Origin of the sequence: Actinoplanes campanulatus, from assembly GCF_014647795.1 — a bacterium.
GTDB classification, from domain to species: domain Bacteria; phylum Actinomycetota; class Actinomycetes; order Mycobacteriales; family Micromonosporaceae; genus Actinoplanes; species Actinoplanes campanulatus.
Window position 1 is genome coordinate 426,865 of sequence record NZ_BMPW01000002.1, and the last position, 23,421, is coordinate 450,285.

A 23,421-nucleotide genomic window follows, 5' to 3' on the forward strand; every position below is an offset into this window, starting at 1 on the left:
CAGGGCCCTTGAGAAGGCTCTCACGACCAGCCGGGCAAGATCGACCACAGTGCATGGCCGGTTGCCGATCGCGGGCCGTCCACGGTCGGGGTCGAGGACTGGTACACGCACACGGTCGAGTGGGCCTGGCAGAGCCGGACGCACACGCAGGGTCCAGCGTGCGCGGAGGTCGACGTCATAGGGCGGGTGCGGAACCTGTCAAGTCAAATGAGACAGTTTGTGGATTTTATTTAGCTTTGTGCTGGTGCAAGGCCTGTCTCCGGTGCAGCGGCGGTGTGTGCGGGGTCGTTGTCGTCGGGTTTGTTGATCCATGCCCGGTCCGGGAGGTGAGGCGGCTGCGGGCGGCGGCGCCCGAATCGCTGCGGGTGGGCGGCCCAGGCGGCGTCGAGGGTGCGTTGCCGCTGTTGGCGGATCTGTCCGGCAGTGCCGTGATGGACCGATGCCGGGGTGTGCAGGCCGATCCCGGAGTGCCGGTGCTCGTGGTTGTAGTAGCTGTAGAACGCCTCGCAGTGCTGCCGGGCGTGCTGGATCGACCCGAACCGCTCCGGGAACGTCGGATCGTATTTCAGGGTTTTGAAGCTGGCCTCGATGTATGGGTTGTCGTTGGAGGTCTTCGGCCGGCTGTGACTACGGCCGATCCTCAGGTCGGTCAGTAGCTGGGTGACGGTCTTGCTGGTCATCGCCGCACCCCGGTCGGCGTGCACGATCAGCTGGTCCGGGTTCACCCGTTCCCGGGCGGCCGCGTCGGCGATCAAGGCTTCGGCGAGCTGCCCGTCCTCGTAGCCGGCGACCAGATGGCCGACGACGTAGCGCGACCAGATGTCGATGACCGTGTAGAGGTGGAACCAGACGCCTCGGTCCGGGCCGCGCAGCTTCGTGATGTCCCAGGACCACACCTGATTGGGTGCGTCCGCGACGAGTTCGGGCTTGATTCGGGCCGGATGCGTGGCCTGGGACCGGCGTTCGCCGGTCTGCCCGGCGGCCCGCAGGATCCGGTACATCGTGGACTCCGAGCACCACCAGCGGCCCTCGTCGAGCTCCCGCGCCCACACCTGTGCCGGGGCCAGGTCCTGATACGGCGGGCTGTTGAGCAGGTCCAGGACCTGCTGGCGTTCGGCCTCGGTCAGCGCCGACGGCGGTGGCTTACGCGGGGTCCGCGGCCGGGAGACCAGCGGCGGGGTGCGATGCCGGTAGAGCGTCGCCCTCGACACCCCGGTGAGCCGGCAGGCGGGCGCGGTGCCCCACAACGGGGTCAGCGCCGTCTGGGCCTCGGCGAGGACCGGTTCGGCGTCGGCGCGGTATCCGCGCTCTCGGAGAGCAGTTCCAAGAGCGCGTGCGCTTTTCCCATGATCTGCAGCGCGGTCTGGGTCTTCGACAACTCGGCCTGCAGGCGGGCGTTCTCACGCTGAAGGCGGGCGAGTTCGGCGTTCTCGGCTTTCTTCGCCGCCCGCGCAGCCGATTGCCGACGGTCCGTCAGGCCGGCCGCGGCTCCGGCATCGCGGGCCTTGCGCCAGTCGAGAATGTGTGACCCGTACAGCCGTTCCCGGCGCAGAATCGCCCCGCGAGTCGCCGCATCCGGCGCCGACTCGTACTCGTCCAGGATCCGCGCCTTGAACTCCGCGGTGAATGTCCGCCGCTGGGGCCGGGCGTCCGGATCCAGACTCTCGTGGGGCTTCGACGTCATGCTGATGTGATCTCCTCAAGGCCGTCCAGGAAGAGTATCCCCTGGTAGACGGGCTGTCTCACATCAGCGTGACAGGGAGGGGTGGGCGAACGCGCACCCGCGAGTGTGTGCGCTCACCGTCAGGGAACCGCGAGCCGTGACGATCTTTGCGGCTGGCTGTGGGGGCTTCTCAGGGCCGGTGAAACAGCCCCGGCAGCCAGCTGAAGACGTCTCACGGCCGCCGAGACGGCGTTCAGAGCCGGTTGGAGGTGTTCGGACGGGTATTACGGCCGCCGAGACAGGGCTGAGAGCCGGCTGGGGGTGTCAGGACGGTGACGGTGGGTCAGGGGACGGCCAGGGCGGGGGCGGCGGCGAGCCACTCCAGGCCGAGACGGGTGTCGCCGGCGATGCTGACGGAGAGCTGGTCCGGCCGGCGGCGATCGCCGACCAGGCGGCAGAACTCGACGATGTCGGCGGTGACCTCGGCGTCCGGCACGAGCGACGCGGGCGGGGTGGAACCGGGCGCCGGCGGGGTCACCGGGACGGTCCACGTGCCGCCGCCGGGCCCGGTGAGGTTGAGCCGGACGTGGCGGCCCTCCGGCGCGGTGACCCGAGTGGCGGTGGCCAGCGGCAGGGTCCGGACGGCCAGGTCGGCCATCGGGTTGAGGTGTTCGGGCAGGGGCGCGACGGTGGGCCGGGCCAGGACGCCGCCGATGTCCTCACTGTGGATCCACGTCTCGAAGGCCCGCGCCACCAGGGCGTCCGGCACCGGCATGTCCCAGCCGGCGGCGATCGTCCCGGTCGGCGCGGGGCCGGCGAGCAGGGCGCCGCACAGGGCTTCGGCCTGGGCGCGCCAGGTGCGCCGCGCCTGCTCGGCGGTGCGGGACCGGGCGAAGTTCAACACCTCGCGGGTACGGGACTCCGGGTCGGATCCGGGCGCCAGCGGCGGTTCGACGGTGACCCCGAGGGCGGCCGCGATCAGGCTGTCGGTGGCGGTGAGGTGGGCGAGCAGGTCGTGGACGCTCCACTCCCCGTACGCCGCGATCCGCCCCCAGTGGTCGTCGTCGAGCCCGGTGAGCAGCAGGTCGAGGGCCGCCACCTGGGCCGCGTACGGCTGCGCGTACCCCGGAGCGGGGGGAGCCGGACGCCGCCGGGCGGGCGCCGCGGACCGCAACCGGGCGGCGAGCCCGGCCGGGGGCCGCCGGTGCGTGCCACCCAGCTCGGCCGCGGTCTCGCGCAGGGTGCGTGCCTCGCCGGCGCAGATGTCGCAGCGGTCGAGGTGTTCGCGGACGAGGCCGTCGTCGCCGGGCGGGCAGGCGTCGAGGGCCCACGCCCCGAGGAGGGGGGCCACGATCTCGTGACTGTCGGTGCCGGTCATCGTGTCACCTCCGCCGGGCTCGGGCGCCGCGTGGATCCGCCTACGAGCCCGCTCATGGCGTCACCTCCGCTTCGCTCCGGCGTCGCGTGGATCCGCTCGTAAGAGTCGCTCATGGTGCCTCCGGGTCGTGAGCGTGATTTCCACTCAACGCCACGGTCAATCGCCGTAACCCTTCGCGGAGCCGGGATTTCGCGGTGCCTTCGGGCAGGCCGAGTTCGGCCGCGACCTCACGGTAGGTGCGTCCCTGGAGGTAGGCCAGGGAGATGACGGTGTGCAGGTGTTCGGGCAGGGCGCCGAGCGCGAGCCGGAGCCGCCGGGTGGCGTCGGCGTCCTCGACCTGGTCGCCGACCGGGTCGCCGCGGCTGAGGGCCTCCGCGCTGAGTTTGCCGTCCTGGGTGGAGCGCCGGTGGGTCTCCTCGCGCCGGACCAGGTCGACGGCCCGCCGGTGGGCGAGCATGGCGAGCCATCCGCGCAGGCTGCCCTTGGCCGGGTCGAAGGCGAGCGGGCGCTGCCAGACGGAGAGGAAGACCTCCTGGGTGACGTCCTCGGCGGCGCGCTCGTCCCGGGTGACCCGGACGGCGACGGTGTAGACGAGCGCGCTGAACCGTTCGTACAGCTCACCGAAGGCGTCCTCGTCGCCGAAGACGAGCCGGTCGCGGAGCCGGGTGTCGTCGGCGAGGACGGTCTCCTGTCGCGCCACGGCGCTCACCCGGCCCTCACGGGCCACACTCTAGCCCGCGGCGCCTAGTTAATCGACGGTCGCCGATTCCGCGGTTCGTGGTTCGGGGACGACGGCGGGCCGGTCGGCGAGTTGTTCCCGTAGGTAGTTCCAGAACACCGCGAGCATGGCGGCGACCGGTACGGCGAGCAGCGCCCCGACGATCCCGTAAAGGCTGCTGCCCAGGGTGACCGCGAGCAGCACCACCCCGGCGTGCAGGCCGAGCCCGCGGCTCTGCACCATCGGCTGGAGGACGTTGCCCTCCAGTTGCTGCACCGCGACGATGATGGCCAGCACGATGAGCGCGTCGGTCCCGCCGTTGGTGACGAAGGTGATGACCACCGCGACGAAGCCGGCGAAGAGCGCGCCGACGATCGGCACGAACGCGGTCACGAAGGTGAGCACGGCCAGGGGCAGCCACAGGTCCACCCCGAGCACGAACAGTCCGATGCCGATCAGCACCGCGTCGATCATGCCGACCAGGGCCTGCGAGCGGACGAACGAGCCGAGGGCGTCCCAGCTGCGGCCGGCGACCGCGGGTACGTCGGTGGCGAGCCGGCCCGGCAGTTGGCGGCTGAGCCAGGGCAGGAAGCGCGGCCCGTCCTTGAGGAAGAAGAACATCAGGAACAGCGCGATGATCGTGTTGACCAGGCCGTTGAAGAACGAGCCGACGCCGTTCAGGGTGGCCGTGGCGATGCTGCCGACGCTCGCCTGGAGCTTGTCGACCGCGGTGTTCAGGTACTCGTTGGCCTGGTCGTCGCTGATGTTCAGCGGTGGCCCGGCGGCCCAGTCGCGCAGTTCGGCGATGCCGGCGACCACCTGGTCGGCCAGCTCGCCGGACTTGGCGCCGACCGGCACCGCGATGCCGACCAGCGTGCCGATCGCGACGACCAGGAAGAGCAGCATGACCAGGGTGGCGGCGAGCGCGGGCGGCCACCTGTGCCGGCGCAGGAAGCGGACCGGGGGCCAGGTCAGCGTGGTGAGCAGCAGGGCGATGACCACCGGCCAGATCACCGGCCAGGCCTTGCCGAGCAGCCAGAGCGTCACCCAGGTGGCGAGCAGGACCAGCAGCATCTGGAGTGAGATGCTCGCCGATGTGCGCAGCGCGCCTCGCGCCTTCCTGGAATTCAAACCGGGTCCCATGTGATCACCCTAGGGACCCGGCGCACGGGACCGCGCGCCGAGGCGTGCGGTCCCGTGGGGGAGGGTCAGAGGTTCAGTGCGAACTTGAGGAAGTCGCCGGCCTTGAACTGGCCGGTGGCCGGGGCGATCGGCGTGGTCGGCCGGAAGTCCGGCTTCCGCTTGAGGAAGCCCTCCTTGTCGGCCTCCAGGATGCCGAGGATGACCTCGGTGACGATCCGGCCGCCTACCGGGCCGAGCCGCTCGCCCGCGTGGGTGAGCTCGGCCTCCTTGAGGATGTAGAACCAGAGCGGGGCCTTGCCCTGCCAGCCGGCGTTGTCCGGGTCGGGCAGGCCGAGCTGGGCGTTGGTGAGCGGGGTGACGCCCATCCGGCTCGCGACGTCCTGGCCGGCGGGCAGGCCCAGCCGGACACCGCGGATCAGGTTGCGCTCGGCCAGCGACGGGGTGCCGTCGTTGACCACCGTGGCGGGCATGTTGAACAGCGGCAGGGAGAGCTTGCCGTCGATCCGGCGGGCGGCGTTGCGGGGCGCGGCGGGCCGGCCGGGCACGTCGAAGAAGTGCCACCAGTCGATCTCGAGTCGGGCCGGCAGCGGCCGGTTGCCGCGCAGGTCGGCGCCCTCCTGGCCGAAGATGGCGGCCGCGCCGGGCGGGGTGGTACGCGTGTTGAGCAGGTACCCGGCCCGGATCATGCTGTGCCCGAAGCGGTAGGCCGCGACCGAGTACTCGATCGGCATCATCGGCCGGTTGGGGTTCTTCGGCTTGTAGAACTCCCGCTTTACCTGGCCCTTGTTGTTGAGGTAGCGGCCGACCACCTCGGAGCCGGCGACCTTGTCGAGGAAGTCGTGGATGATGACCCACTGGAAGTGCCAGCGGGTGATCCGCTGCGCCTCGGCCAGGCTGGTCGCCAGTCCCTCGGACAGCACTCGGTTGTGGAACTTGGCGAAGGCCAGGTGGAGCTGCGCGACGATCAGGTTCTCGTCGTTGCGGGCGTCGCCGAGGATGGCGCTGCCGTCGGCCCGGCGGGGCAGGTCGTCGACGCCGTTGGCGTTGCGGACGATCTTCATCCGGAGACCGTCGGCCTCGTACAGATCGGGGTCCTGGGCCGGGCCCCGACCGTAGAGCGAGCCGAGGTCGAACACCGGGGTGTCGAAGTTGGTCAGCGCCAGCGGGTCCGCCTGCGCCTCCGCCAGCGGGGTCCGGTCCAGCGTCATGTCGTGGTCGATGAACTGGCCGAGGAACGTGAACCCGGCGGGGATGCGCGGGTTGTCCAGGTCGGTCGGGTTCGGTGTGGTGGGCTCGCCCATCTGCGCGGCGAGGCTCCGCAGCAGGTCCTCCGGCGGAGCGTACGCCTCGGTGTTCTTGAACATGATGCCGAAGCGGCCCTCTTTGTCGCGGCCGGCCTTGACCGCGATCTCGCTGCCCCGGGTGCCGGCGCTCGCGTGTTTCCAGTCGTTCGGCGCGCCGGGAGCGCCCGGCGCGGCGGCCGCGGCCGTCGCCGCGACGCCGGTGGTGCCCACGGTCGCCGCGACCGCGCCCGCTGCGGTGCCGGCGAGCAGGGTGCGCCGGTCGATGTTGCTGTCAGCCATGTGTGCTCCTTCTGCCGAGGTGCCAGGAAGGTAGCCACGCACACGGGTCGATTGCGACGTGAAAGGACACCGCACGACTAATACCGACTGGACGGCTTAATCCGACTCGGGAGCCTTTGCGCCGGACGGGGGAGACGGCCGCAACCCGTGCCGCCCCGCGACGTTGGGCATCAACGCGGTCGCCACGAGCACCAGGAGGGCGGTTCCGGTGGCACACCACATGATCGCGGTGAATGTGTGCGGCACCACGGCAGTGGCCGCGACCAGCACCACGCAGCCCGCCCACATGGGCGCCGCCGGCCATCGTGTTCCGGCCGCCACCTGTGCGTTGACCAGCACGAACACCAGCGCGTAGAGGGCGCCGGTGGCGGCGAAGACCGGCGCGTACCGGCCCAGTCCGGCGTAGTCCGGGCCGCCGGCCGCCCCGAACGCCAGCCCACCGGCCAGCGCGGACGCGGTCACCAGGACCGCGCCGGACGCGGTGACCAGCCCGACCGCGACGAGCAGGGCGCGCCTGCTGCCGTGCGCGAGCCGGGGGAGCGCGAGCACGGTGACCACCTGGGGCGCCCAGATCGCGCCCTTGGTGAGAACCGTGCCGACCGCGTACGCGCCCGAGGCGGCGGCCGGCAGCAGCGCGCGGGCCAGCAGCAGGTCGGCGTAGGAGACCACGAGCATCGCGAGGGTGGCCGAACAGGCGGTGAACACCTGCCTCGCGGTGATGCCGAGCCCGGTGGACGTGCCCGCGGAGGAGCGGGTCAGCAGGATCAGCGCGACCGGGATCAGCAGGGCGGTGGCGGTGCCGATCAGCATCGACCCGGTCAGCCCGGCGCCCAGCAGCAGCCCGGCGCTCAGACCGCCGTACCGGCCGACGGCCTGCACGGCCATGCCCACGGCGAGGAGCAGGAACCGCTCGTCGCCCTGGAGCTCACCGAGCCAGCGGCCGGCCGCCACGATCGCGCCGGTGTAGACGGCCAGCAGCAGGATCACCGTGGCCGGCACGTCGAGCAGCGGGCCGGCCACCGGGGCGAGCAGGGCGACCAGGGCGGTGCACGCGGCCGCGGTGAGCCATCCGGCCCGCTGCGCTCCGGCGCCGGGCTGCCGGGCCCGGTGCACGGCCACCGCGATCTGCAGGCCCATGCTGGGCACGGCCGCGATGCCGGCGATGGCCAGCACGGTCGCGAGCGCGCCGAGGTCAGAGGCTTCGAGGGTACGGGCGCCGAGCACCGGGACGAGGTAGCCCAGAGCGCTGGCGACCGCGCTGGCGATCGCGACCGCGGCCGCCCCGGCGCCGATCCGCCGGGCCGTGCCGCCGGCCGGAGCCGCTACAGCCGTCCGTCCTCGACCGCCTGCCTGATCCATGGGATCACCTCGTCCAGCATCGTGTCGAGGCCGGTGTCGGCGCTGAAGCCGAGCACCTCGCGGGACTTCGCGACGTCCGGCACGCGCATCGCGACGTCGTGTGCGAACGGCTCGTCACTGACGTACCGGAAAGGGGTGTCCGGGCCTTTGATCTTGCGCCAGATCACCTCGGCCAGCTGGAGCACGGTGGTCGACTCGGCGGTCGAGAGGTTGAAGTCCTCGTTGAGGGCGGCCTCGTGCTCGATCGCGGTGGCGATGCCGCGGGCCAGGTCCCCGCCGTAGGTGTAGTGCCGCACCTGGTCGCCGGCGCCCAGGATGTGCAGCGGGTCCTGACCCTTCAGCACCTTCTGCACCAGGTCCGGGACGACGTGCGACATGGCCAGCTTGACGTTGCCGGACATCACCTCGGTGGAGCCGAGCGCCCGGCCCTCGCCGATGCCGACGCAGTTGAACGGCCGGACGATCGTGTACGGCAGCCGGTACTGGTCCCAGGCGGCGCGGGCGTAGTACTCCACGGCCAGCTTCTGGAAACCGTAGGACGACCTGGGCGGCGGCACCTCGTGCTGGTCGCCCTCGCGGCTGGGCCAGCGGTCGGTGGACTCGAAGACCATCGACGACGACACGTACGTCATCTTCTTCAGCGTCCCGGCCTGGTGCGCCTTGATCGCCGCGTCGCAGGAGGCCGCCATGATCCGCTCGTTGGTGGCGAGCAGGTCGTACGCGTACGCGTGGAAGTAGGAGATCCCGCCGATCATGGCGGCGCCGGCGACGAAGTGGTCGCAGCCCTCCAGCAGCTTCGTGACCAGCTCGGTGTCCCGGGCGTCGCCCTCGGTGAACCGGTAGTTGGGGTGGTCGTCGTAGCTGTGCGACACCGGCCCGTACTTCGAGAAGTTGTCGAGCCCGACGACCTCGTGCCCGCGGCCCAGCAGCTCCTCGACCAGATATCCGCCGATGAACCCGGCCGAGCCGGTGACCAGCACCTTCATGCGGGCGTGTCCTCCCTGTCAAAGTCCGCCGGAGCGGGAACGGGCCTCTTGTCCGCCCAGCGGGCGGCCATCTGCTCGTCCGACATGCGCCGGCCGAACGCGAAAAAGTACCAGCGCAGGTAACTCGGCATGAACCGGCCCACGTCGAAGTGCGACTCCCCGAGCTGCCGGTCGAGCCAGATCGTGGGGAGCTCGGCCACCGGGCGGCGCAGGCGGGTCGCCTTCGCGGTCAGCTCGATGCCGATCTCGAAACCGGTGTTCGACTCGATGCCGACCTCGCGGACGAAGTCGGTGTCGTACGCCTTGAAGCTGTTCGTGGCGTCCCGGGTGCCGACCCGGGCGAACATGCTCAGCGTCTTCCCGGCCCACCGCGACGCCATCCGCTTGAACCGCGGCCCGCCCACCTGCTGCCCGCCGGGCATGTAGCGGGACGCCGCCGCGACCACCACGCCGCGGTCCACCAGCCGGGCCAGGTCGTCGATCTGCCGCGGGTCGTCGCAGCCGTCGGCCATCGTCACGACCGCCACCGGGGCGCGCGCCGCGTCGATGCCGAACCGGATGGCGTTGGCCGGGCCCCGGCCGTACGTGTTCAGCACGGCCCGCACCCGCGGATCGGTCCGGGCCAGCTCGTGCACGAACGGCACCGTGGTGTCCTCGGGCATGTCGTGCACGACCAGCACCTCCGCGGGCAGCAGCACCTCGCGCAGGATCCGCTCCAGGTGGCGGACCACCTCCGGCCCCTCGTTGTAGACCGGGATGACCACCGAGATCCGTGGCGTCACACCCGCACCCCCGTTCCGGTCAGGCCCCACATGTCGATCACCGGTTTGTCGGTGTCGAGATCGGCATAGTCGGGGTGGGGTGAGGCGATGACCAGGAGATCGGCCCGTTTGAGGACGTCGTCGAGCGGAAGGAACCGGTCGTCCTGGACGTACGGGTCGGTGCAGAGGGTCTCCCGCGCCTTCAGCGTCAGGATCTTCCGCAGCTTGTACGCCAGGCTGTCCCGCGAGTCGTCGCTGCCGCCCTTGAACGCCATGCCCAGGATGCCGACGCTCAGCTCACCGAGGTCGAAGCGGTCCTCCAGCCGGGACACCAGGTACAGCGGCAGACCCTCGTTGATCAGCATCGCCGAGTGGCCGAGCACGAAGTTGTTCCGGTTGAACGCGGCCAGCTGCATGGTGTCCTTGAGCAGGCACGGCCCGGCCGCGAAGCCCGGCATCGGCAGGTCGGCCGCGCGCGGGTAGTCGAACGACACGGCGTGCCGGATCCGGGCGAAGTCGAGGCCGAAGTCGTTGGCCATCATCCAGAACTGGTTGGCCGCCGCGAACTTGAGGTAGCGCCAGGTGTTGGTGAACAGCTTGGCGAGCTCGGCCTCCTCCGGCTCCAGCCGGACGATCGAGTCGGTCAGGTTGCGGAACAACCGCTCCGCACGGTCCAGAGCCTCAGGGGTACGCGCGGCGACGATCTGCGGCAGCGTGAAGAGCTCGGTCATGGCCCGGCCCTCGGCGATCCGCTCGGGGCAGAAGGCCACGTCCACCTGGAGCCCGCGGCTGTTCAGCAGCTTCTCGGTCAGCGCCGTCACGCCCGGGTAGACCGTGCTGCGCAGGACGATGAGCTGACCGTCGTGCAGGTGCTCCACGCAGCGCTCGATGGCCCGCGGAACCGCGCCGAGGTCCGGGTTGAGGTGCTCGTCGACCGGGGTGCCCACGACCACGACCAGGGCGTCGGCCAGCCCGACGCTCGCGGGTGAGGTGCTGGCCCGCAACCGGCCGGCGGCGAGCGCCTCGGCCAGCGGCCCGGCGGCGCCCTCCTCGGCGAACGGCATGTCACCGGAGTTCACCCGCGCGACAGCGGTCTCGTCGATGTCGTACAGCACCACGGAGAGACCCCGCGCGGCGAGTGCGATACCCAGCGGGAGGCCCACCCGGCCACACCCGCCGACCACGCAGACGTCCACGCCGAGGGCCTCATCTACCTCGGTCATTTCGCCTCACAATCCCCGCCAGGCTCTGGCGTAGAGGCAGGTTACTCGTGAGTCAACCTCGGGTCTACCCATGCGTAGCGAAGGGGCTATCGTTCGTCACCATGGCAGGCACGCCGACCACCACACTGAGCTCGCGGATCGCCGCGCTGCTCCCCGCCCGCGCCGTCGCGGCCGCGGTGCGCACCGCTTATCCGAGGGTCGAGCCGGAGCTCGCCCGGCTAGCGTCCTACGCGCCGCACTGCGCCACCGCGGTCGACGTCGGGGCCTGGTACGGCCCGTGGACCCGCGGGCTGCGCAGGATCGCCGACCGGGTGGTTTCCGTCGAACCGGTGCCGGAGCTGGCCCGCCATGTGGCCGGCGCCTTCCCGGACGTTCGGGTGATCGAGGCGGTGGCCTCGGACCATCCCGGCACGGCCCAATTGTTCCTGCCGACCGGCGGCCCCGGGGCGGGAACCTCGTCGGTCGAGCACGGTGACGGCCCGACCGCGACGGTCCAGCGGATCACCATCGACTCGCTCGAGCTGACCGGTGTCGGATTCATGAAGCTGGACGTCGAGGGCCACGAGATGCCGGCCCTGCTCGGCGCCGAGCAGACGATCAAGCGGGACCGGCCGTTGCTGATCGTCGAGCTGGAGGAGCGGATCCAGCCGATCCAGCCGGTGCTCGACCTGCTCGCCGGCTGGGGTTACCGGGCCTTCGTGATGCCGGGCCGCGAGTGGCTGCCGCTGGAGAGCTTCGACCTGCTCACCCACCAGAAGGGCGCGCTCGCCCGGATCGACCAGAGCTTCGTGCGGCGGGTCATCCGGCCCGAGCCGCGCTACGTCAACATGCTGCTCTTCCGCCCGGAGCCGGAGTGACCACGGCCGCCGTGCCCGCGACCCGGGCCTGGCGGATCGACCCGGTCCACGCCGTCGCCGCGGTGCTGATCGCCGCGAGCGTGGCGTGGCGGGCGCTGATCACCCGGCGTGGCTACCTGACGATCGACGACTTCCCGATCCTGTCGCAGGCCGACGCGTCCGGGCTCACCCCGGGCCACCTGCTCTCGCTCTACAACAACCACCTGATGCCGGGCGGCCGGCTCATCGTGTGGATCGCCGAGCGGATGACCGGGTACGAGTACTGGCCGTACGCCGCCCTGATGATGATCGGCCAACTGGCCGTCGGCATCACCTTCTACCGTCTGCTGCGGCTCATGCTGCCGGCCGGGTGGGCGCTGCTCGTACCGCTGACGCTCTTCCTCTTCAACCCGCTGACCCTCGAGGTCACCGCCTGGTGGGCGGTCGGGGTCAACCTGCTGCCCATGCAGCTGGCCATGATCCTGGCGATCGGCGCCCAGGTCCGCTACGTGCGCACCGGCGAGAACCGGCACCTCGTGGCGCTCGGAGCCGCCGTGCTGTTCGGGATGTTCTTCTTCGAGAAGGCGCTGTTCGCCATCCCGATGGTCTTCCTGGTGACCCTGTTCCTGTACGCGCCGGGCGGCCCGCTGCGCGCCGTGTTCACCACGATCCGCCGCTGGTGGAAGTCGTGGGCCGTGCTGACCGCGGTCGCCCTGGTCTACCTCGCCGCTTACCTGGGCATGTCGACCTCCGGCTCGACGCTGCGCCGCCCGTCGTCGGCGGCCGAGGTGGGCGCCTTCTTCGCCCAGTTCTTCGGCGAGTCCCTGGCCCCTGCCCTGTTCGGCGGCCCGTGGACCTGGCTGGGCGCCGGCGACGGCACGCCGGTGGTCGCCCCGCAACCGGCCGCCGTCTGGGTGTCCTGGGCGCTGACCGCGATCCTGGTGGTCGGCACCGTCTGGTGGCGCCGGTGGGTCGCGGTCCGGGCGTGGAGCCTGCTCGTCGTCTTCACCGCCCTGGCCGGCGGCCTGATCGCGGCCACTCGGCTCGGCTCGGCGCTCAGCGGCGTGGCCGGTCTGGTGCCCCGCTACCTCGGTGACGTCCTGCCGCTGGCCGCCCTCTGCGTCGGCGTCGCGGTGTGCGGCCTGCGGGCCGTCGACGACACCCCGGAGCCACCGGACCGGAAATCCGGCCAGCTGTGGTTCGTGGCCCTGGTCGTGCTGATCGCCAGCAGCGTCTACAGCGGCGTGGGCTTCGACGCCGAGTGGCGGCACAAGATCGGCCGCGACTACCTGAGCACCGCGGAGGCCGACCTGGCCGCCGCCGAGGCCGGCACGGTCTTCATGGACCAGCCGGTTCCGGAGGCGGTGGTGCCGAGCATGTCGTACCCGTGGAACATGCAGTCGAAGTTCTTCGGCCCGCTGGAGAAGCCGCCGATCTTCGTCACCGAGGCCCGCCGGCTGTCGATCTTCGACGAGGCCGGGCACGTCCGCCCGGCCTGGGTGGACGGGGTCTCCGCGAAGCCGGGCCCGGTCGCCGGCTGCGGCTACCGGGCCACCGGTGGCAAGCCGGTCACGATCGAGCTGGACGGCCCGGTGCAGGACTACTGGCAGGTGGTGCGGATCAGCTACCTCAGCGACCGGGACACCAGCGCCAGCATCCAGGTCGGCCGGCACGTGCCGCGCACCTTCGACATCCACCGCGGCCTCAACGCGATGTTCCTGCTGATGCTGGTCGAGGGCGACGAGGCCGAGCTGAAGGTCGACGATCCGGCGGCCAACCTGTGCACCGACGAGATCGACATCGGCGCGCTGGTGCCGCAGCCGGTGGGATGAGCGTGCGGCCCCGCCTCGTCCCGCACGCGGTCGCGGCGGCGGTCACCGCGGTGGTCCTCGCGCCGCTGGCCATGCCCGGGTACGCGCTGCGCTACGACATGGTGTTCGTCCCACGGCAGGCGCTGAGCTGGGAGATGATCGCCCCGGCCGACGCCCTGCCCCGGGCCGTCCCGCTGGACGCCGTGGTGGCGCTGGCCAACCTGGCCGTGCCCGGCTGGCTGTTGCAGCGGGTCGCGCTGGTCGCGGTGATCTACCTGGCCGCGCTCGGCGCCGCCCGGCTGCTGCCCTCCGAACGGACACTGCCCCGGGTGGTGGCCGCTGTCGGGTACGCCTGGACGCCGTTCCTGGCCGAACGTCTGCTCCTGGGCCAGTGGGCGCTGCTTCTCGCGTACGCGATGATGCCCTGGCTGGTGAAGACGGCGCGCGACGTGCGCGCCGGGCGCCCGAACGCGCTGCCCCGGCTGGTGCTCGCGGCCGCGCCCGCCGCGGTGACCCCGACCGGCGGCCTGATCGCGCTGGTCACCGTGGCGGTGCTGCTCCCGCTGCGGAGCCGGCGCACGATGGCCGCCCTCGCGGCGGTGGCCGCCCTGAACGCGCCCTGGCTGGTCTCCTCCGTGGTCAGCGCGGCCGGCGGGGCCAGTGACCCGGAGGGCGTGGCGCAGTTCGCGGCCCGCGCGGAGAACTGGGCCGGCCCGGTGGTGGCACTGCTCGGGACCGGCGGCATCTGGAACGGCCAGACCGTCCCGGCCAGCCGGGCGACCGTGCTGGCCCCGCTGGTCACCCTGCTGATCCTGATCGCCGCCGCCGCCGGTGTGGGCGAGCTGCGGCGCCGGCTGCCGGACGTCGCCGGGCGGCTGCTGATCCTGGCCGCCGGCGGGTTCCTGCTGGCCGTGGCCGGGGTGGTGGGCCCGGGCGTCACCCTGCTGGAGTGGCTGGTCGTGCACGTGCCCGGCGCCGGGCTGCTGCGCGACGGCCAGAAGTTCCTGATCCCGTACGCCCTGGCGCTGGCCCTGTGCTTCGCCCTCGGCGTGGAACGGCTCGCCGACCGCCTGGCGGCCCGCTTCGAGCCCACCGCCGGCCGGATCCTGCTGGCCGCCGCCCTGCTGCTGCCCCTGGTGGCACTGCCCGACCTGGCCTGGGGCGTCGGCGGGGCACTGCGCCCGGTGCGCTACCCGGCCGACTGGGCGGCCGTGCGGGCCCGGGTGGAGGCCGCCCCCGGCGAGGTGCTGTCGCTGCCGTTCGAGGGCTACCAGCGGTACGCCTGGACCGACGGTGTCGTGGTGCGCGACCCGGCGCCCCGCTACCTGGACGTGCCGGTGCTGATCAACGACGCGCTGCGGGTCGGCCCGGTCCTGGTCGACGGGGAGAGCCCCCGGGCCGCCGCGGCAGCCGCGGTCCTGGCCGCCGGCCGCCCGGCCGCCGAGATCGGCACCCACTGGGTCCTGGTCCGGCGGGGAAGCGGCGAGCCGGACGCGAGCGTGCTCGCCGGGCTCCGGCTGGTGTACGACGGCCGGTATCTCCAACTCTGGGAGAACCCATCGACTCCGGCCGTTGTCCGGTCGGCCGATCCGGGCCGGCGGGCCGCGGCCCTGGCCGCCCACCTGCTGGCCGCGATGGTGCTGGTCGGCGCGATTGTTCTACTGCGGAGAAGAAGCCGATCAACCGCTCTCCCTAGTGCTACTGGGCAGTAGATCGTGATACGGTCCGCGCACCCACGACTCCGGGGAGGAAAGATCATGGCCAAACTGGCCACGTTCGTCATCGCGACGTTTGCCGGGGGCATCCTCGGCATCGTCGGCGTCGTCGCGGCGGTCGGTGCCGCGAACCCGTCGGCCGACACCGTCGCCAGCGTCAGCAGCAACAAAGACCCGAAGCAGGGTGACGCGGTCTACGGCGTTCGCTGAACGGCAAACGGAAAGCCGGCCGGTTCCCTCGGGAACCGGCCGGCTTTCTCGTGTGCCGGGGGTTTCTCAGGCCACCCGCTGGTCCACCGGGGCGGGCTCCTCACCGGACAGCTGCCGGGCCACCACCTTGCCGAAGGTCTCGCCCGCGTTCTCCCAGGTGAACTGCTTGGCGTGCACGGCCGCGGCGGCGCCCATCCCGCCGCGCCGGACGGCGTCCAGCAGCAGCGCCCGGACCTGGAGGAAGAAGTCGTACTCGTTCTCGACGAGCACGCCGGTCTCCCCGTCCACCATGGCGTCGGCGACCCCGCCGGCCGACCGGAACGCCACCGACGGCGTGCCCCGGACCCCGGCCTCGACGATCGTCAGGCCCCAGCCCTCCTTGAGCGAGGGCGCCAGCAGCAGCCAGGAGCCGCAGAGCAGCTCGTGCTTCTCCTGTTCGGAGACGAAGCCGGTGAACCGCACCCGCTCCTCGATGCCCAGGTCCTCGGTGAGCTGCCGCAGCGGCTCGTCCCACCAGCCCTGCCCGGCCACCACCAGCTCGACCCCCGGCAGCTCCAGAGCCAGCAGGGCGGTCGCCCGCAGGGCGAACTCGACCCGCTTGTGCGGCACCAGGCGGCCCAGCACCATGAGGCTCGGATGCGGGGTACGCGGAGCCGGCGGCTCGGTGACCTCGGGGGTGCCGTTGTGCACGACCGCGATCCGGTGCCGGTCGACGCCCAGGCCGACGAGCTCTTCGCGGGTCGACTCGGAGACCGTCACGTACTGACAGTCGCGGTAGACCCGGACGGCCAGCCGGGACTCGATCCACCAGCCGACCCGGGCCAGCCGCGGGCCGAAGACGACCGGCCACTGTTCCCGGTGCACGTGGTGGACCAGGGCGATCACCGGGACCCGCGCGTACAGGCGGCTGAGGAACGGGATGCCGTTGCCCACGTCGATGATCAGGTCCGGTCGGCCGAGCCGGCGGCGGGCCAGTGGGCCGATGCCGAGCAGGCCGATCAGGTAGGTGATCGCGGCGAGCAGGTAGACCGTGTGTCGTCCACCTCGGCGGATTATCCGCACTCCGTCTGGAGTAGTCTCCTCCGCCGGAGCGTTGCCGTGCGCCTGGCAGAGCAGGGTCACCAGGTAACCCCCGCGGACGAATTCCGCGGCCACCCGGTCGAGGAACAGCTCCGAGCCGCCCCCCTCGGGGTGCTTGGTGTCACGCCAGTTGAGGAACAGGACGTGACCGCCGCTGAGCTCCGTCATGGTCTACTCTGCCACCCCTACTAGCGAGTACGATTCGCGGTCGCGTCACAGTAGGGCAGCTCAGGGAGCCACCGCAACGGTCGCACCACAACGGGAGGAGGCGCGTGAGCGAGGGAAGCCTCCGCGCGCGACCGGAGTTCTGGCCGGTCATGATGCTGAGCATCACGTTGATCGCGGTTCTGGCCGGGTGGTCCGGATTTACATATCTCGATCGAACCAGAAGCGATCCGGACTGCGCCGAGCGGACCTCGCTACGGGTCGCGGCGGCGCCGAGCATCGCGCCGCCGGTTCGCCAGATCGCGGCGCGGCTCTCCGCCCGTGACCGCTGCCTGGACCTGGTGGTCGAGGAACGTGAGTCGGCCGAGGTGCTGCGGGCCGTCGCCCGGACCGCTCCGGACATCGTGGACCCGCTCGCCGCCTCGCCGTCGGCCTCCGCGAGCGCCGCCGCCGCGGCCGTGGCCGAGGCGCCCGACGTCTGGGTGCCCGAGTCGACCCTCTGGCTGCGCCGGGCCCGTGCGATCGGCGCCTTCCAGGTCCCCGCCGAGGGGGTGTCGGTGGCCACCACCCCGGTGGTGCTGTCCCTCGACGAGAAGACCGCGACCCGGCTCCAGAACCGCAAGGGCGGCCTGGCCTGGCAGCGCCTGGTCGGCGCCGCGCGGCTGCCGGTCCCGGTGGCGCTGCCCGACCCGGCGACCAGCCCGCTCGGCTTCGGCGCCCTGGTCGGTGTCAAGGCCGTCGCCAAGAACCACGCACCCACCACGGTCGCGATCATGCGGCGGCTGGCGCGTTACACCGTGCCGACCGCCGGTGAGGCCGCCCCCGACCCGGTCGGGCCCGGAGCGAAGGAGACCGCGGTGGTCAGCACCGAGCAGCAGGTGCTGTTCGCGGACGCGGGCGGCAGACGGCAGGTGGCCGTCTACCCGGCCGCCGCGGTGCCCGGCCCGGACTACCCGTACGCCGTGCTCACCGCCGCCGAACAGGCCCGCGAGTCGGCCACCGCCCTGCTGCGCGCCCTGCTCGCCGCGGACGGCGCCGCCGCCGTCACCGGGCACGGCCTGCGCACCCCGGACGGCGCCGCCCCGGAGGGCATCCCGGCCGCCACCAAGGTCCGCTCCACCGGCTACCCGCCGGCCGCGCTGCCCGCCGAGGGTGACGCCGAGACCCTGCTCAACACCTGGGGCGGGGTGCACATCAGCGCCCGCATGCTGGCCGTCTTCGACATCTCCGGCTCGATGGCCGAGGTGGTGCCCGGCTCCACCGAGACCCGGATGCAGGCCACCGTGAAGGCCGCCCAGGACGGCGTGCAGCTACTGCTGCCCACCACCGAGCTGGGCGTCTGGGAGTTCTCCACCGACCTGGACGGCAAGCGCGACTACCGCGAGCTGGTGCCGGTCGGGCCGATCGGGCCGCGCCGCGACGAGATCATCCGCAAGGTCGGCAAGATGGAGGTCGAGGAGGGCGGTCACACCGGCCTGTACGACACCGCCTTGGCCGCCTACCGCGACGCCACCCGTAACTGGACGGCCGGCCGGATCAACATGGTGCTGATCCTGACCGACGGCCGCGACGACAACGCCAGCGGCGTCAAGCGCGCCGAACTGCTCCGTGAGCTGGGCGAACTGGTGGACCGGAAGCGACCGCTGCCGATCCTGTTCATCGGCGTCGGCCCGGAGATCGACAAGAGTGAGCTGAACCAGATCGCGAAGGCCACCGGCGGGCAGGTCGCCCTCACCGACAAGCCTTCCGGAATCCGGCAGATCTTCTACACTGCGCTCGCCGAATTCAGCTGCCTGCCCCCGGAGTGCCGCCGATGACCGCCGTTCTCCGGGAGCGGAGCACCCCCGTGTCCACCCCACCGACGATCGGTCCGCGCCGTCACCTGCTGGCGATCGGCGGCACCCTGCTGCTCATCGCGCTGGCGTTCCTGCAGCGGCCGGGCCGGACCACCTTCGACACCAAGCTGGACCTGGCCGAGAACCCGATCGGCTTCATGTCCCGTGCCCTGCATCTGTGGAACCCGTGGGCCACCTCCGGCGAGCTCCAGCAGCAGGCGTACGGCTACCTGTTCCCGATGGGCCCGTTCTTCGCGGCCGGCGACCTGCTGGGCCTGCCGCCGTGGCTCACCCAGCGGCTCTGGTGCGCTCTGCTGCTCTGCGCCGCCTACCTCGGGACCCTGCTGCTGGCCCGGGCCATGCGCATCGGCTCCGACACCGGCCGGGTGCTGGGCGCCCTGGCCTACGCGCTGGCGCCCCGGATGCTCACCGAGATCGGCCCGCTCTCCTCCGAGATGCTGCCCGTGGTCATGGTGCCCTGGGTGCTGCTGCCGCTGGTGCGGGTGGGCCGGATCGGGTCGCCCCGCCGGGCCGCCGCGCTCTCCGGCCTGGCCGTGCTCTGCATGGGCGGCATCAACGCGGCCGCCGTGGTGATGGCCCTGGTGCTGCCCGGCCTCTACCTGATCACCCGGCGCTGGGACCGGCGCCTGCTCAAGCTGATCGCCTGGTGGAGCGTGGCGGTGCTGGGCGCCACCCTGTGGTGGATCATCCCGCTGCTGCTGTTCGGCCAGTACAGCCTGCCGTTCCTGGACTACATCGAGTCGTCCGCCACCACCACCGCGATCACCTCGCTGTTCCAGGCGACCCGCGGCACCAACCAGTGGAGCGGCTACATCGTCCAGGGCGAGCCGTGGTGGCCGGCCGGCTGGACGCTCGTCGACAACCCGGTGCTGATGGCCGTCACGGCGCTGGTCGCGGCGGTCGCGCTGACCGGCCTGGCGCTGCGCGGGCTGCCCGAGCGGCGGTTCCTGGTGCTCGGCGCGCTGACCGGCCTCACCCTGCTCACCATGGGCTACGTCGGCACCCTGGACAGCCCGCTCGCGCCGATGATGCGTGAGCTGCTGGACGGCCCGCTCGCCCCGCTGCGCAACGTGCACAAGTTCGAACCCAACCTGCGGCTGCCGCTGGCGCTCGGGCTGGCGTACGCCGCGAGCCAGGCCCTGCGACTGCGTCGGTCCTGGCGGCTGCGGATGCCGGCCGCCCCGGTCGTCGCCGTGCTCCTGGCAGTCGCCGCGCTGCCCGCCTGGACGCTGCTGCTGCGCCCCGGGCCGGGCTGGTCCGAGATCCCGTCGTACTGGCGCAACGCCACCACCTGGCTCAGCGACCAGGACGACCAGGCCCGCACCCTGCTCCTGCCGGGTTCCGGCTTCGCCCAGCACACCTGGGGCCGGACCGTCGACGAGCCGATCCAGCCGCTGGCCGGGGCGCCCTGGTCGACCCGGCACCAGATCCCACTCGGCTCGGAGGGCAACATCCGGGTGATGGACGTCGTCGAGTCGGTCCTCGAACAGGGCCGCGGCTCGGCGGCGCTGGCCCCCTTCCTGGCCCGCTCCGGCTACCGCTACCTGCTGGTCCGGCACGACCTGGACCGGTCCGCCGCGGGCGCCCCGCCGATCGCGGTGATCCGCCGGGCGCTGGCCGGGTCGGCCGGCCTGAAGCCGGTCGCCCAGTTCGGCCCGCTGGTGGGCGCGGGCGGCGCGAGCCCCAGCCCGGTCGACACCGGGGTGTCGGTGCCGGCCATCGAGATCTACGAGGTGGACCGGACGGTCTCGCAGGTGTCCGCCACCGCGATCACCGACGTGCCGGTGGTCAGCGGCGGCCCCGAGTCGCTGCTCGGCATCCTGGAACAGGGCCTGATCGACGGCGCCCAGCCGACCGTGCTGGCCGGCGAGGCGGACGGCGACCTGGGCCTGGCCGAGGGCGAGTCGAAGGCCCGGCCGATCGTCACCGACGGGCTGCGCCGCCGCGAGCTGAACATCGGCCGGATGCGCGACAACGTCAGCCAGACCCTCACCGAGGACGAGAAGACCCGGCAGGGCCGGGTCCGCAGCGACCTGCTGCCGTTCGCCGCGAAGGGCCACCAGACGGTCGCCGCCTACCAGGGCATCCGTTCGGTCCAGGCGTCCAGCAGCGCGAGCTTCGCCGACTCGATCGGCGCCACCGACCCGTCCGGGCTGCCGTTCGCGGCCCTCGACGGGGATCCGGCGACGGTGTGGCGGTCCGACCCGTACCAGTTGGGCGCCGGACAGTGGATCGACGTCGAACTGGGCACCGCGAAACGGGTCACCGCCGTCACCGTCGACTTCTCCGACGACCTGCGGATCTCGGCCCCGGTCGCCCTGGTCCGGCTCACCACCGACCAGGGCATCGTGGACCGGCCGGTGCCGGCCACCCCGGGCCCGCACACCCTCTCCACGCTGCCCGGCCTCACCACCGGCGTACGCGTCACCGTGCTCGCTCTGCGCCAGGGCTACGAGGGCGGCGTCGCCCTGCGTGAGCTGGGCATCCCCGGCCTGGCCGCGGAGCGGGGCCTGCAGACGCCCGCCGACATCGTGTCGGCCGTCCCGCCGGCCTACTCCTTCGAACGGGCCATCCAGCAGCGCGGCGCCTGCTTCCCGGCCTCCACCGAGGCGGGTGGCGCGATCCACTGTGACCAGTTCCTGGCCCGGCAGGGCGAGGAGCCGCTCGGCATCGACCGGTACTTCACCACGCCGGTGGACGCCGCCTACGACCTGCGGATGACCGCCGTGGTGCGGCCGGGAGCGAACGTCCCGCTGGCCCTGCCGGTCACCGCCACCGCGTCGACGGTACTGACCGGCGACGTCACGGCCGGCGCGCACGCCGCGATCGACGGCGACCCGGCCACCGCCTGGCTGGCCGAGCCGACCGACGAGAACCCCACGCTGGCCCTGTCCTGGACCGGCGCGCGCCGCCTGGACCGGATCCGGCTGGCCGTCCCCGAGGCGCCGGCCGCCGCCGTGCCCACCCAGGTGCTGATCCGGGCGGGCGGCAAGGAGACGGCCGCCGAGGTCGGCGCCGACGGCCTGGTCACGTTCCCGCCGGTCACCACGAACCGGGTCGAGGTCGTGGTCACCGGCACGCGCAAGGTGATCGCCGACCCGCGCGGCCAGGGCTGGGCGGCGCCCGCCGGGATCGCCGAGATCGAGGTGCCCGCGCTGGCCGGGCTGCTCACCGCGGCCACCGACCGGACCCCGCTCAAGGCGCCGTGCGGCACCGGGCCGGCCGTGGAGATCGGCGGCCGCGCCTATCCGACCGCGGTGTCCGGCACGCTCGGCGACGTCCGCGCCGGCCGCCCGATGAGCGTGGCGGTCTGCGACGACTTCGCCACCGAGTCGGTCCAGCTCGCCAAGGGCGACCAGCACCTGCGTACCACCCCGTCGGCGGCCTTCGTGATCGACTCGGCGACGCTGGTGCCGGACGGGACCACGATCGCCGTTCCGGCGGTCACTCCGCGGGCCGTGACCATCGAGTCCTGGCAGCCCACCCGGCGCACCCTCACGGTCGCGGCCGGCGCGGCGTCGCTGCTGGTGGTGACCGAGAACCACAACGCCGGCTGGACCGCCGTGCTGAACGGCGAGAAGCTGCGCCCGCTCCGGGTCGACGGCTGGCAGCAGGCGTTCGTGCTCCCGGAGGGATCCGGCGGCACGGTGATCTTGCGGTTCACCCCGGACGAGCCGTACCGTACCGGTCTCGCGGCCGGAGCCGGCTGCGTCCTGCTGGTCGTGCTGCTCGCGCTGCTACCGGTGCGCCGGCGTGCCGTTGCGGTGGCCCGTCCGCAGGCTCGGGTGTTCACGGCGGTCCCCGGTGGGGGCTGGTGGATGCTCGTGCCGCTGATGGCGCTGGTGGTCGTGCTCGGTGGCGTGGCCGGAGCGACGCTGCTGCTGGCGGCGCTCATCGTGCGGCAACTGCGGCCCGGGATACTGCCCGGGCTCGCTTTCGCGAGTGTCGCCACGGCCATCGGGGTGGCGGTCTCCGGGCGTCTGCTCGGGCACGGCCAGGAGTGGGCGTACGACCTCGGCGTGCAGTTGGCGATGCTGGCGGCGGTCTGTGCGGTGGCGGCGGCGGCCGCGCCGTCGGCCGGACACCGGGAACAGGAGATCTCAGTGCACGACGTGGAAACCGACCCACACCGGGCGACGCTCGGCCGGTCGGTCCGCCTGTTCCGGACGTTCCTGGTCGAGCAGTCCGACCCGGACCGGTTCTACTCGCTGCTGGCCGAGGACTCGGTACGCCAGCTCGGCGCCTACGCCGACCTGAACGGCGCCACGGTGCTGGACGTCGGCGGTGGCCCCGGCTACTTCAACGCCGAGTTCGAGCGGGCCGGGGCGGCGTACTTCGGCCTCGACCCGGCGGTCGGCGACTTCGCGGCGGCCGGCGCCAAGGTGAGCGGGATGGTCCGTGGCAGCGGCACCGCCCTGCCGATCCGGACCGGCTCCCTGGACGTCTGCTACTCGTCGAACGTGCTGGAGCACGTCGACGACCCGGAGGCGATGCTCGACGAGATGGTCCGGGTGACCCGGCCGGGCGGCACCGTCTTCGTGTCCTTCACGCCGTGGTGGTCTCCGCACGGCGGTCACGAGACCGGACCGTTCCGGCACTGGTTCGGCGGCGACCGGGCCCGGCGCCGCTACCTGCGGGTTCACGGTCACGAGCCGAAGAACCGGTTCATGGAGACGCTTTTCCCGGTCAGCGCCGCACGGATGATGCGCTGGACCCGGGCCGCCCGCCGTGCCGGAGCCGTCACGGTGGTCGATGTGATCCCGAGGTATCACCCCTGGTGGGCCCAGTGGGTCGCCTCGGTGCCGGTGCTGCGGGAGTTCCTCACATGGAATTTCACCGTCGTGCTGCGGCGCGAGGGCGAGTCCGTTTCAACAACCGTTCAGGAAGATGTGGCGGGGGTCTCGCTTCCTGATGTGACTCTCTAGTAACCTCCT

The 23,421-nt window shown here is 72.3% G+C and carries 17 protein-coding genes; 6 read left to right on the forward strand and 11 right to left on the reverse strand.

Annotated elements, in window-relative coordinates; genetic code table 11:
- Window positions 1-230: 230 nt before the first annotated feature.
- From IEZ13_RS06755 to IEZ13_RS06800, 10 genes are all read right to left on the reverse strand, one after another.
- Window positions 231-1,211, reverse strand: a complete 981-nt coding sequence (locus IEZ13_RS06755; RefSeq protein ID WP_229794500.1) for an IS3 family transposase — start codon at window positions 1,209-1,211, stop codon at window positions 231-233.
- Window positions 1,212-1,252: 41 nt separating this feature from the next.
- Window positions 1,253-1,684: a transposase gene (locus IEZ13_RS06760; RefSeq protein WP_183217876.1), complete on the reverse strand. Its 432-nt coding sequence runs from the start codon at window positions 1,682-1,684 to the stop codon at window positions 1,253-1,255.
- A 322-nt stretch (window positions 1,685-2,006) separates the two neighbouring features.
- A complete protein-coding gene (locus IEZ13_RS06765) occupies window positions 2,007-3,041 on the reverse strand; it encodes a maleylpyruvate isomerase family mycothiol-dependent enzyme (RefSeq protein WP_183217878.1) in 1,035 nt (344 codons plus the stop codon).
- 109 nt (window positions 3,042-3,150) lie between these two features.
- A complete protein-coding gene (locus tag IEZ13_RS06770) occupies window positions 3,151-3,741 on the reverse strand; it encodes a sigma-70 family RNA polymerase sigma factor (RefSeq protein WP_203833667.1) in 591 nt (196 codons plus the stop codon).
- Window positions 3,742-3,789: 48 nt separating this feature from the next.
- Window positions 3,790-4,902: an AI-2E family transporter gene (locus IEZ13_RS06775; protein WP_183217882.1), complete on the reverse strand. Its 1,113-nt coding sequence runs from the start codon at window positions 4,900-4,902 to the stop codon at window positions 3,790-3,792.
- Between the two features lie 65 nt (window positions 4,903-4,967).
- Window positions 4,968-6,485, reverse strand: a complete 1,518-nt coding sequence (locus IEZ13_RS06780; RefSeq protein WP_183217884.1) for a peroxidase family protein — start codon at window positions 6,483-6,485, stop codon at window positions 4,968-4,970.
- A gap of 96 nt (window positions 6,486-6,581) precedes the next feature.
- Window positions 6,582-7,844: a polysaccharide biosynthesis protein gene (locus tag IEZ13_RS06785; RefSeq protein ID WP_183217886.1), complete on the reverse strand. Its 1,263-nt coding sequence runs from the start codon at window positions 7,842-7,844 to the stop codon at window positions 6,582-6,584.
- On the reverse strand, window positions 7,808-8,830 hold the full coding sequence (locus IEZ13_RS06790; RefSeq protein WP_183217888.1) for an NAD-dependent epimerase/dehydratase family protein: 1,023 nt from the start codon (window positions 8,828-8,830) through the stop codon (window positions 7,808-7,810). The genes IEZ13_RS06785 and IEZ13_RS06790 overlap by 37 nt, the downstream gene beginning before the upstream one ends.
- The gene (locus tag IEZ13_RS06795; protein ID WP_183217890.1) at window positions 8,827-9,612 is read right to left on the reverse strand and encodes a glycosyltransferase family 2 protein; all 786 of its coding nucleotides are present in this window, start codon (window positions 9,610-9,612) and stop codon (window positions 8,827-8,829) included. The genes IEZ13_RS06790 and IEZ13_RS06795 overlap by 4 nt, the downstream gene beginning before the upstream one ends.
- Window positions 9,609-10,814, reverse strand: coding sequence for a nucleotide sugar dehydrogenase (locus tag IEZ13_RS06800; protein WP_183217892.1), 1,206 nt, complete (start codon window positions 10,812-10,814; stop codon window positions 9,609-9,611). The genes IEZ13_RS06795 and IEZ13_RS06800 overlap by 4 nt, the downstream gene beginning before the upstream one ends.
- Window positions 10,815-10,915: 101 nt before the next feature.
- Between IEZ13_RS06800 and IEZ13_RS06805 the strand changes: the two genes are divergently transcribed.
- From IEZ13_RS06805 to IEZ13_RS06820, 4 genes are read left to right on the forward strand one after another with little or no spacing between them, the layout of a single operon-like run.
- On the forward strand, window positions 10,916-11,671 hold the full coding sequence (locus IEZ13_RS06805; RefSeq protein ID WP_183217894.1) for an FkbM family methyltransferase: 756 nt from the start codon (window positions 10,916-10,918) through the stop codon (window positions 11,669-11,671).
- Window positions 11,668-13,482, forward strand: a complete 1,815-nt coding sequence (locus tag IEZ13_RS06810) for a hypothetical protein (protein WP_183217896.1) — start codon at window positions 11,668-11,670, stop codon at window positions 13,480-13,482. The genes IEZ13_RS06805 and IEZ13_RS06810 overlap by 4 nt, the downstream gene beginning before the upstream one ends.
- Complete coding sequence (locus IEZ13_RS06815) at window positions 13,479-15,173, forward strand: MmpA family trehalose lipid delivery protein (protein WP_183217898.1); 1,695 nt, start codon at window positions 13,479-13,481, stop codon at window positions 15,171-15,173. Before IEZ13_RS06810 ends, IEZ13_RS06815 begins: the two co-directional genes overlap by 4 nt.
- 45 nt (window positions 15,174-15,218) lie before the next feature.
- A complete protein-coding gene (locus IEZ13_RS06820) occupies window positions 15,219-15,386 on the forward strand; it encodes a hypothetical protein (protein WP_183217900.1) in 168 nt (55 codons plus the stop codon).
- Between the two features lie 66 nt (window positions 15,387-15,452).
- Here IEZ13_RS06820 and IEZ13_RS06825 read toward each other — a convergent pair whose 3' ends face one another.
- Window positions 15,453-16,634: a glycosyltransferase family 4 protein gene (locus tag IEZ13_RS06825; RefSeq protein WP_183217903.1), complete on the reverse strand. Its 1,182-nt coding sequence runs from the start codon at window positions 16,632-16,634 to the stop codon at window positions 15,453-15,455.
- Between the two features lie 104 nt (window positions 16,635-16,738).
- Here IEZ13_RS06825 and IEZ13_RS06830 point away from each other — a divergent pair, with 104 nt between their 5' ends.
- Window positions 16,739-18,448, forward strand: coding sequence for a substrate-binding domain-containing protein (locus tag IEZ13_RS06830; RefSeq protein ID WP_183217905.1), 1,710 nt, complete (start codon window positions 16,739-16,741; stop codon window positions 18,446-18,448).
- Window positions 18,445-23,412, forward strand: a complete 4,968-nt coding sequence (locus IEZ13_RS06835; RefSeq protein WP_183217907.1) for an alpha-(1->3)-arabinofuranosyltransferase domain-containing protein — start codon at window positions 18,445-18,447, stop codon at window positions 23,410-23,412. The genes IEZ13_RS06830 and IEZ13_RS06835 overlap by 4 nt, the downstream gene beginning before the upstream one ends.
- The last annotated feature ends 9 nt before the right edge of the window (window positions 23,413-23,421 follow it).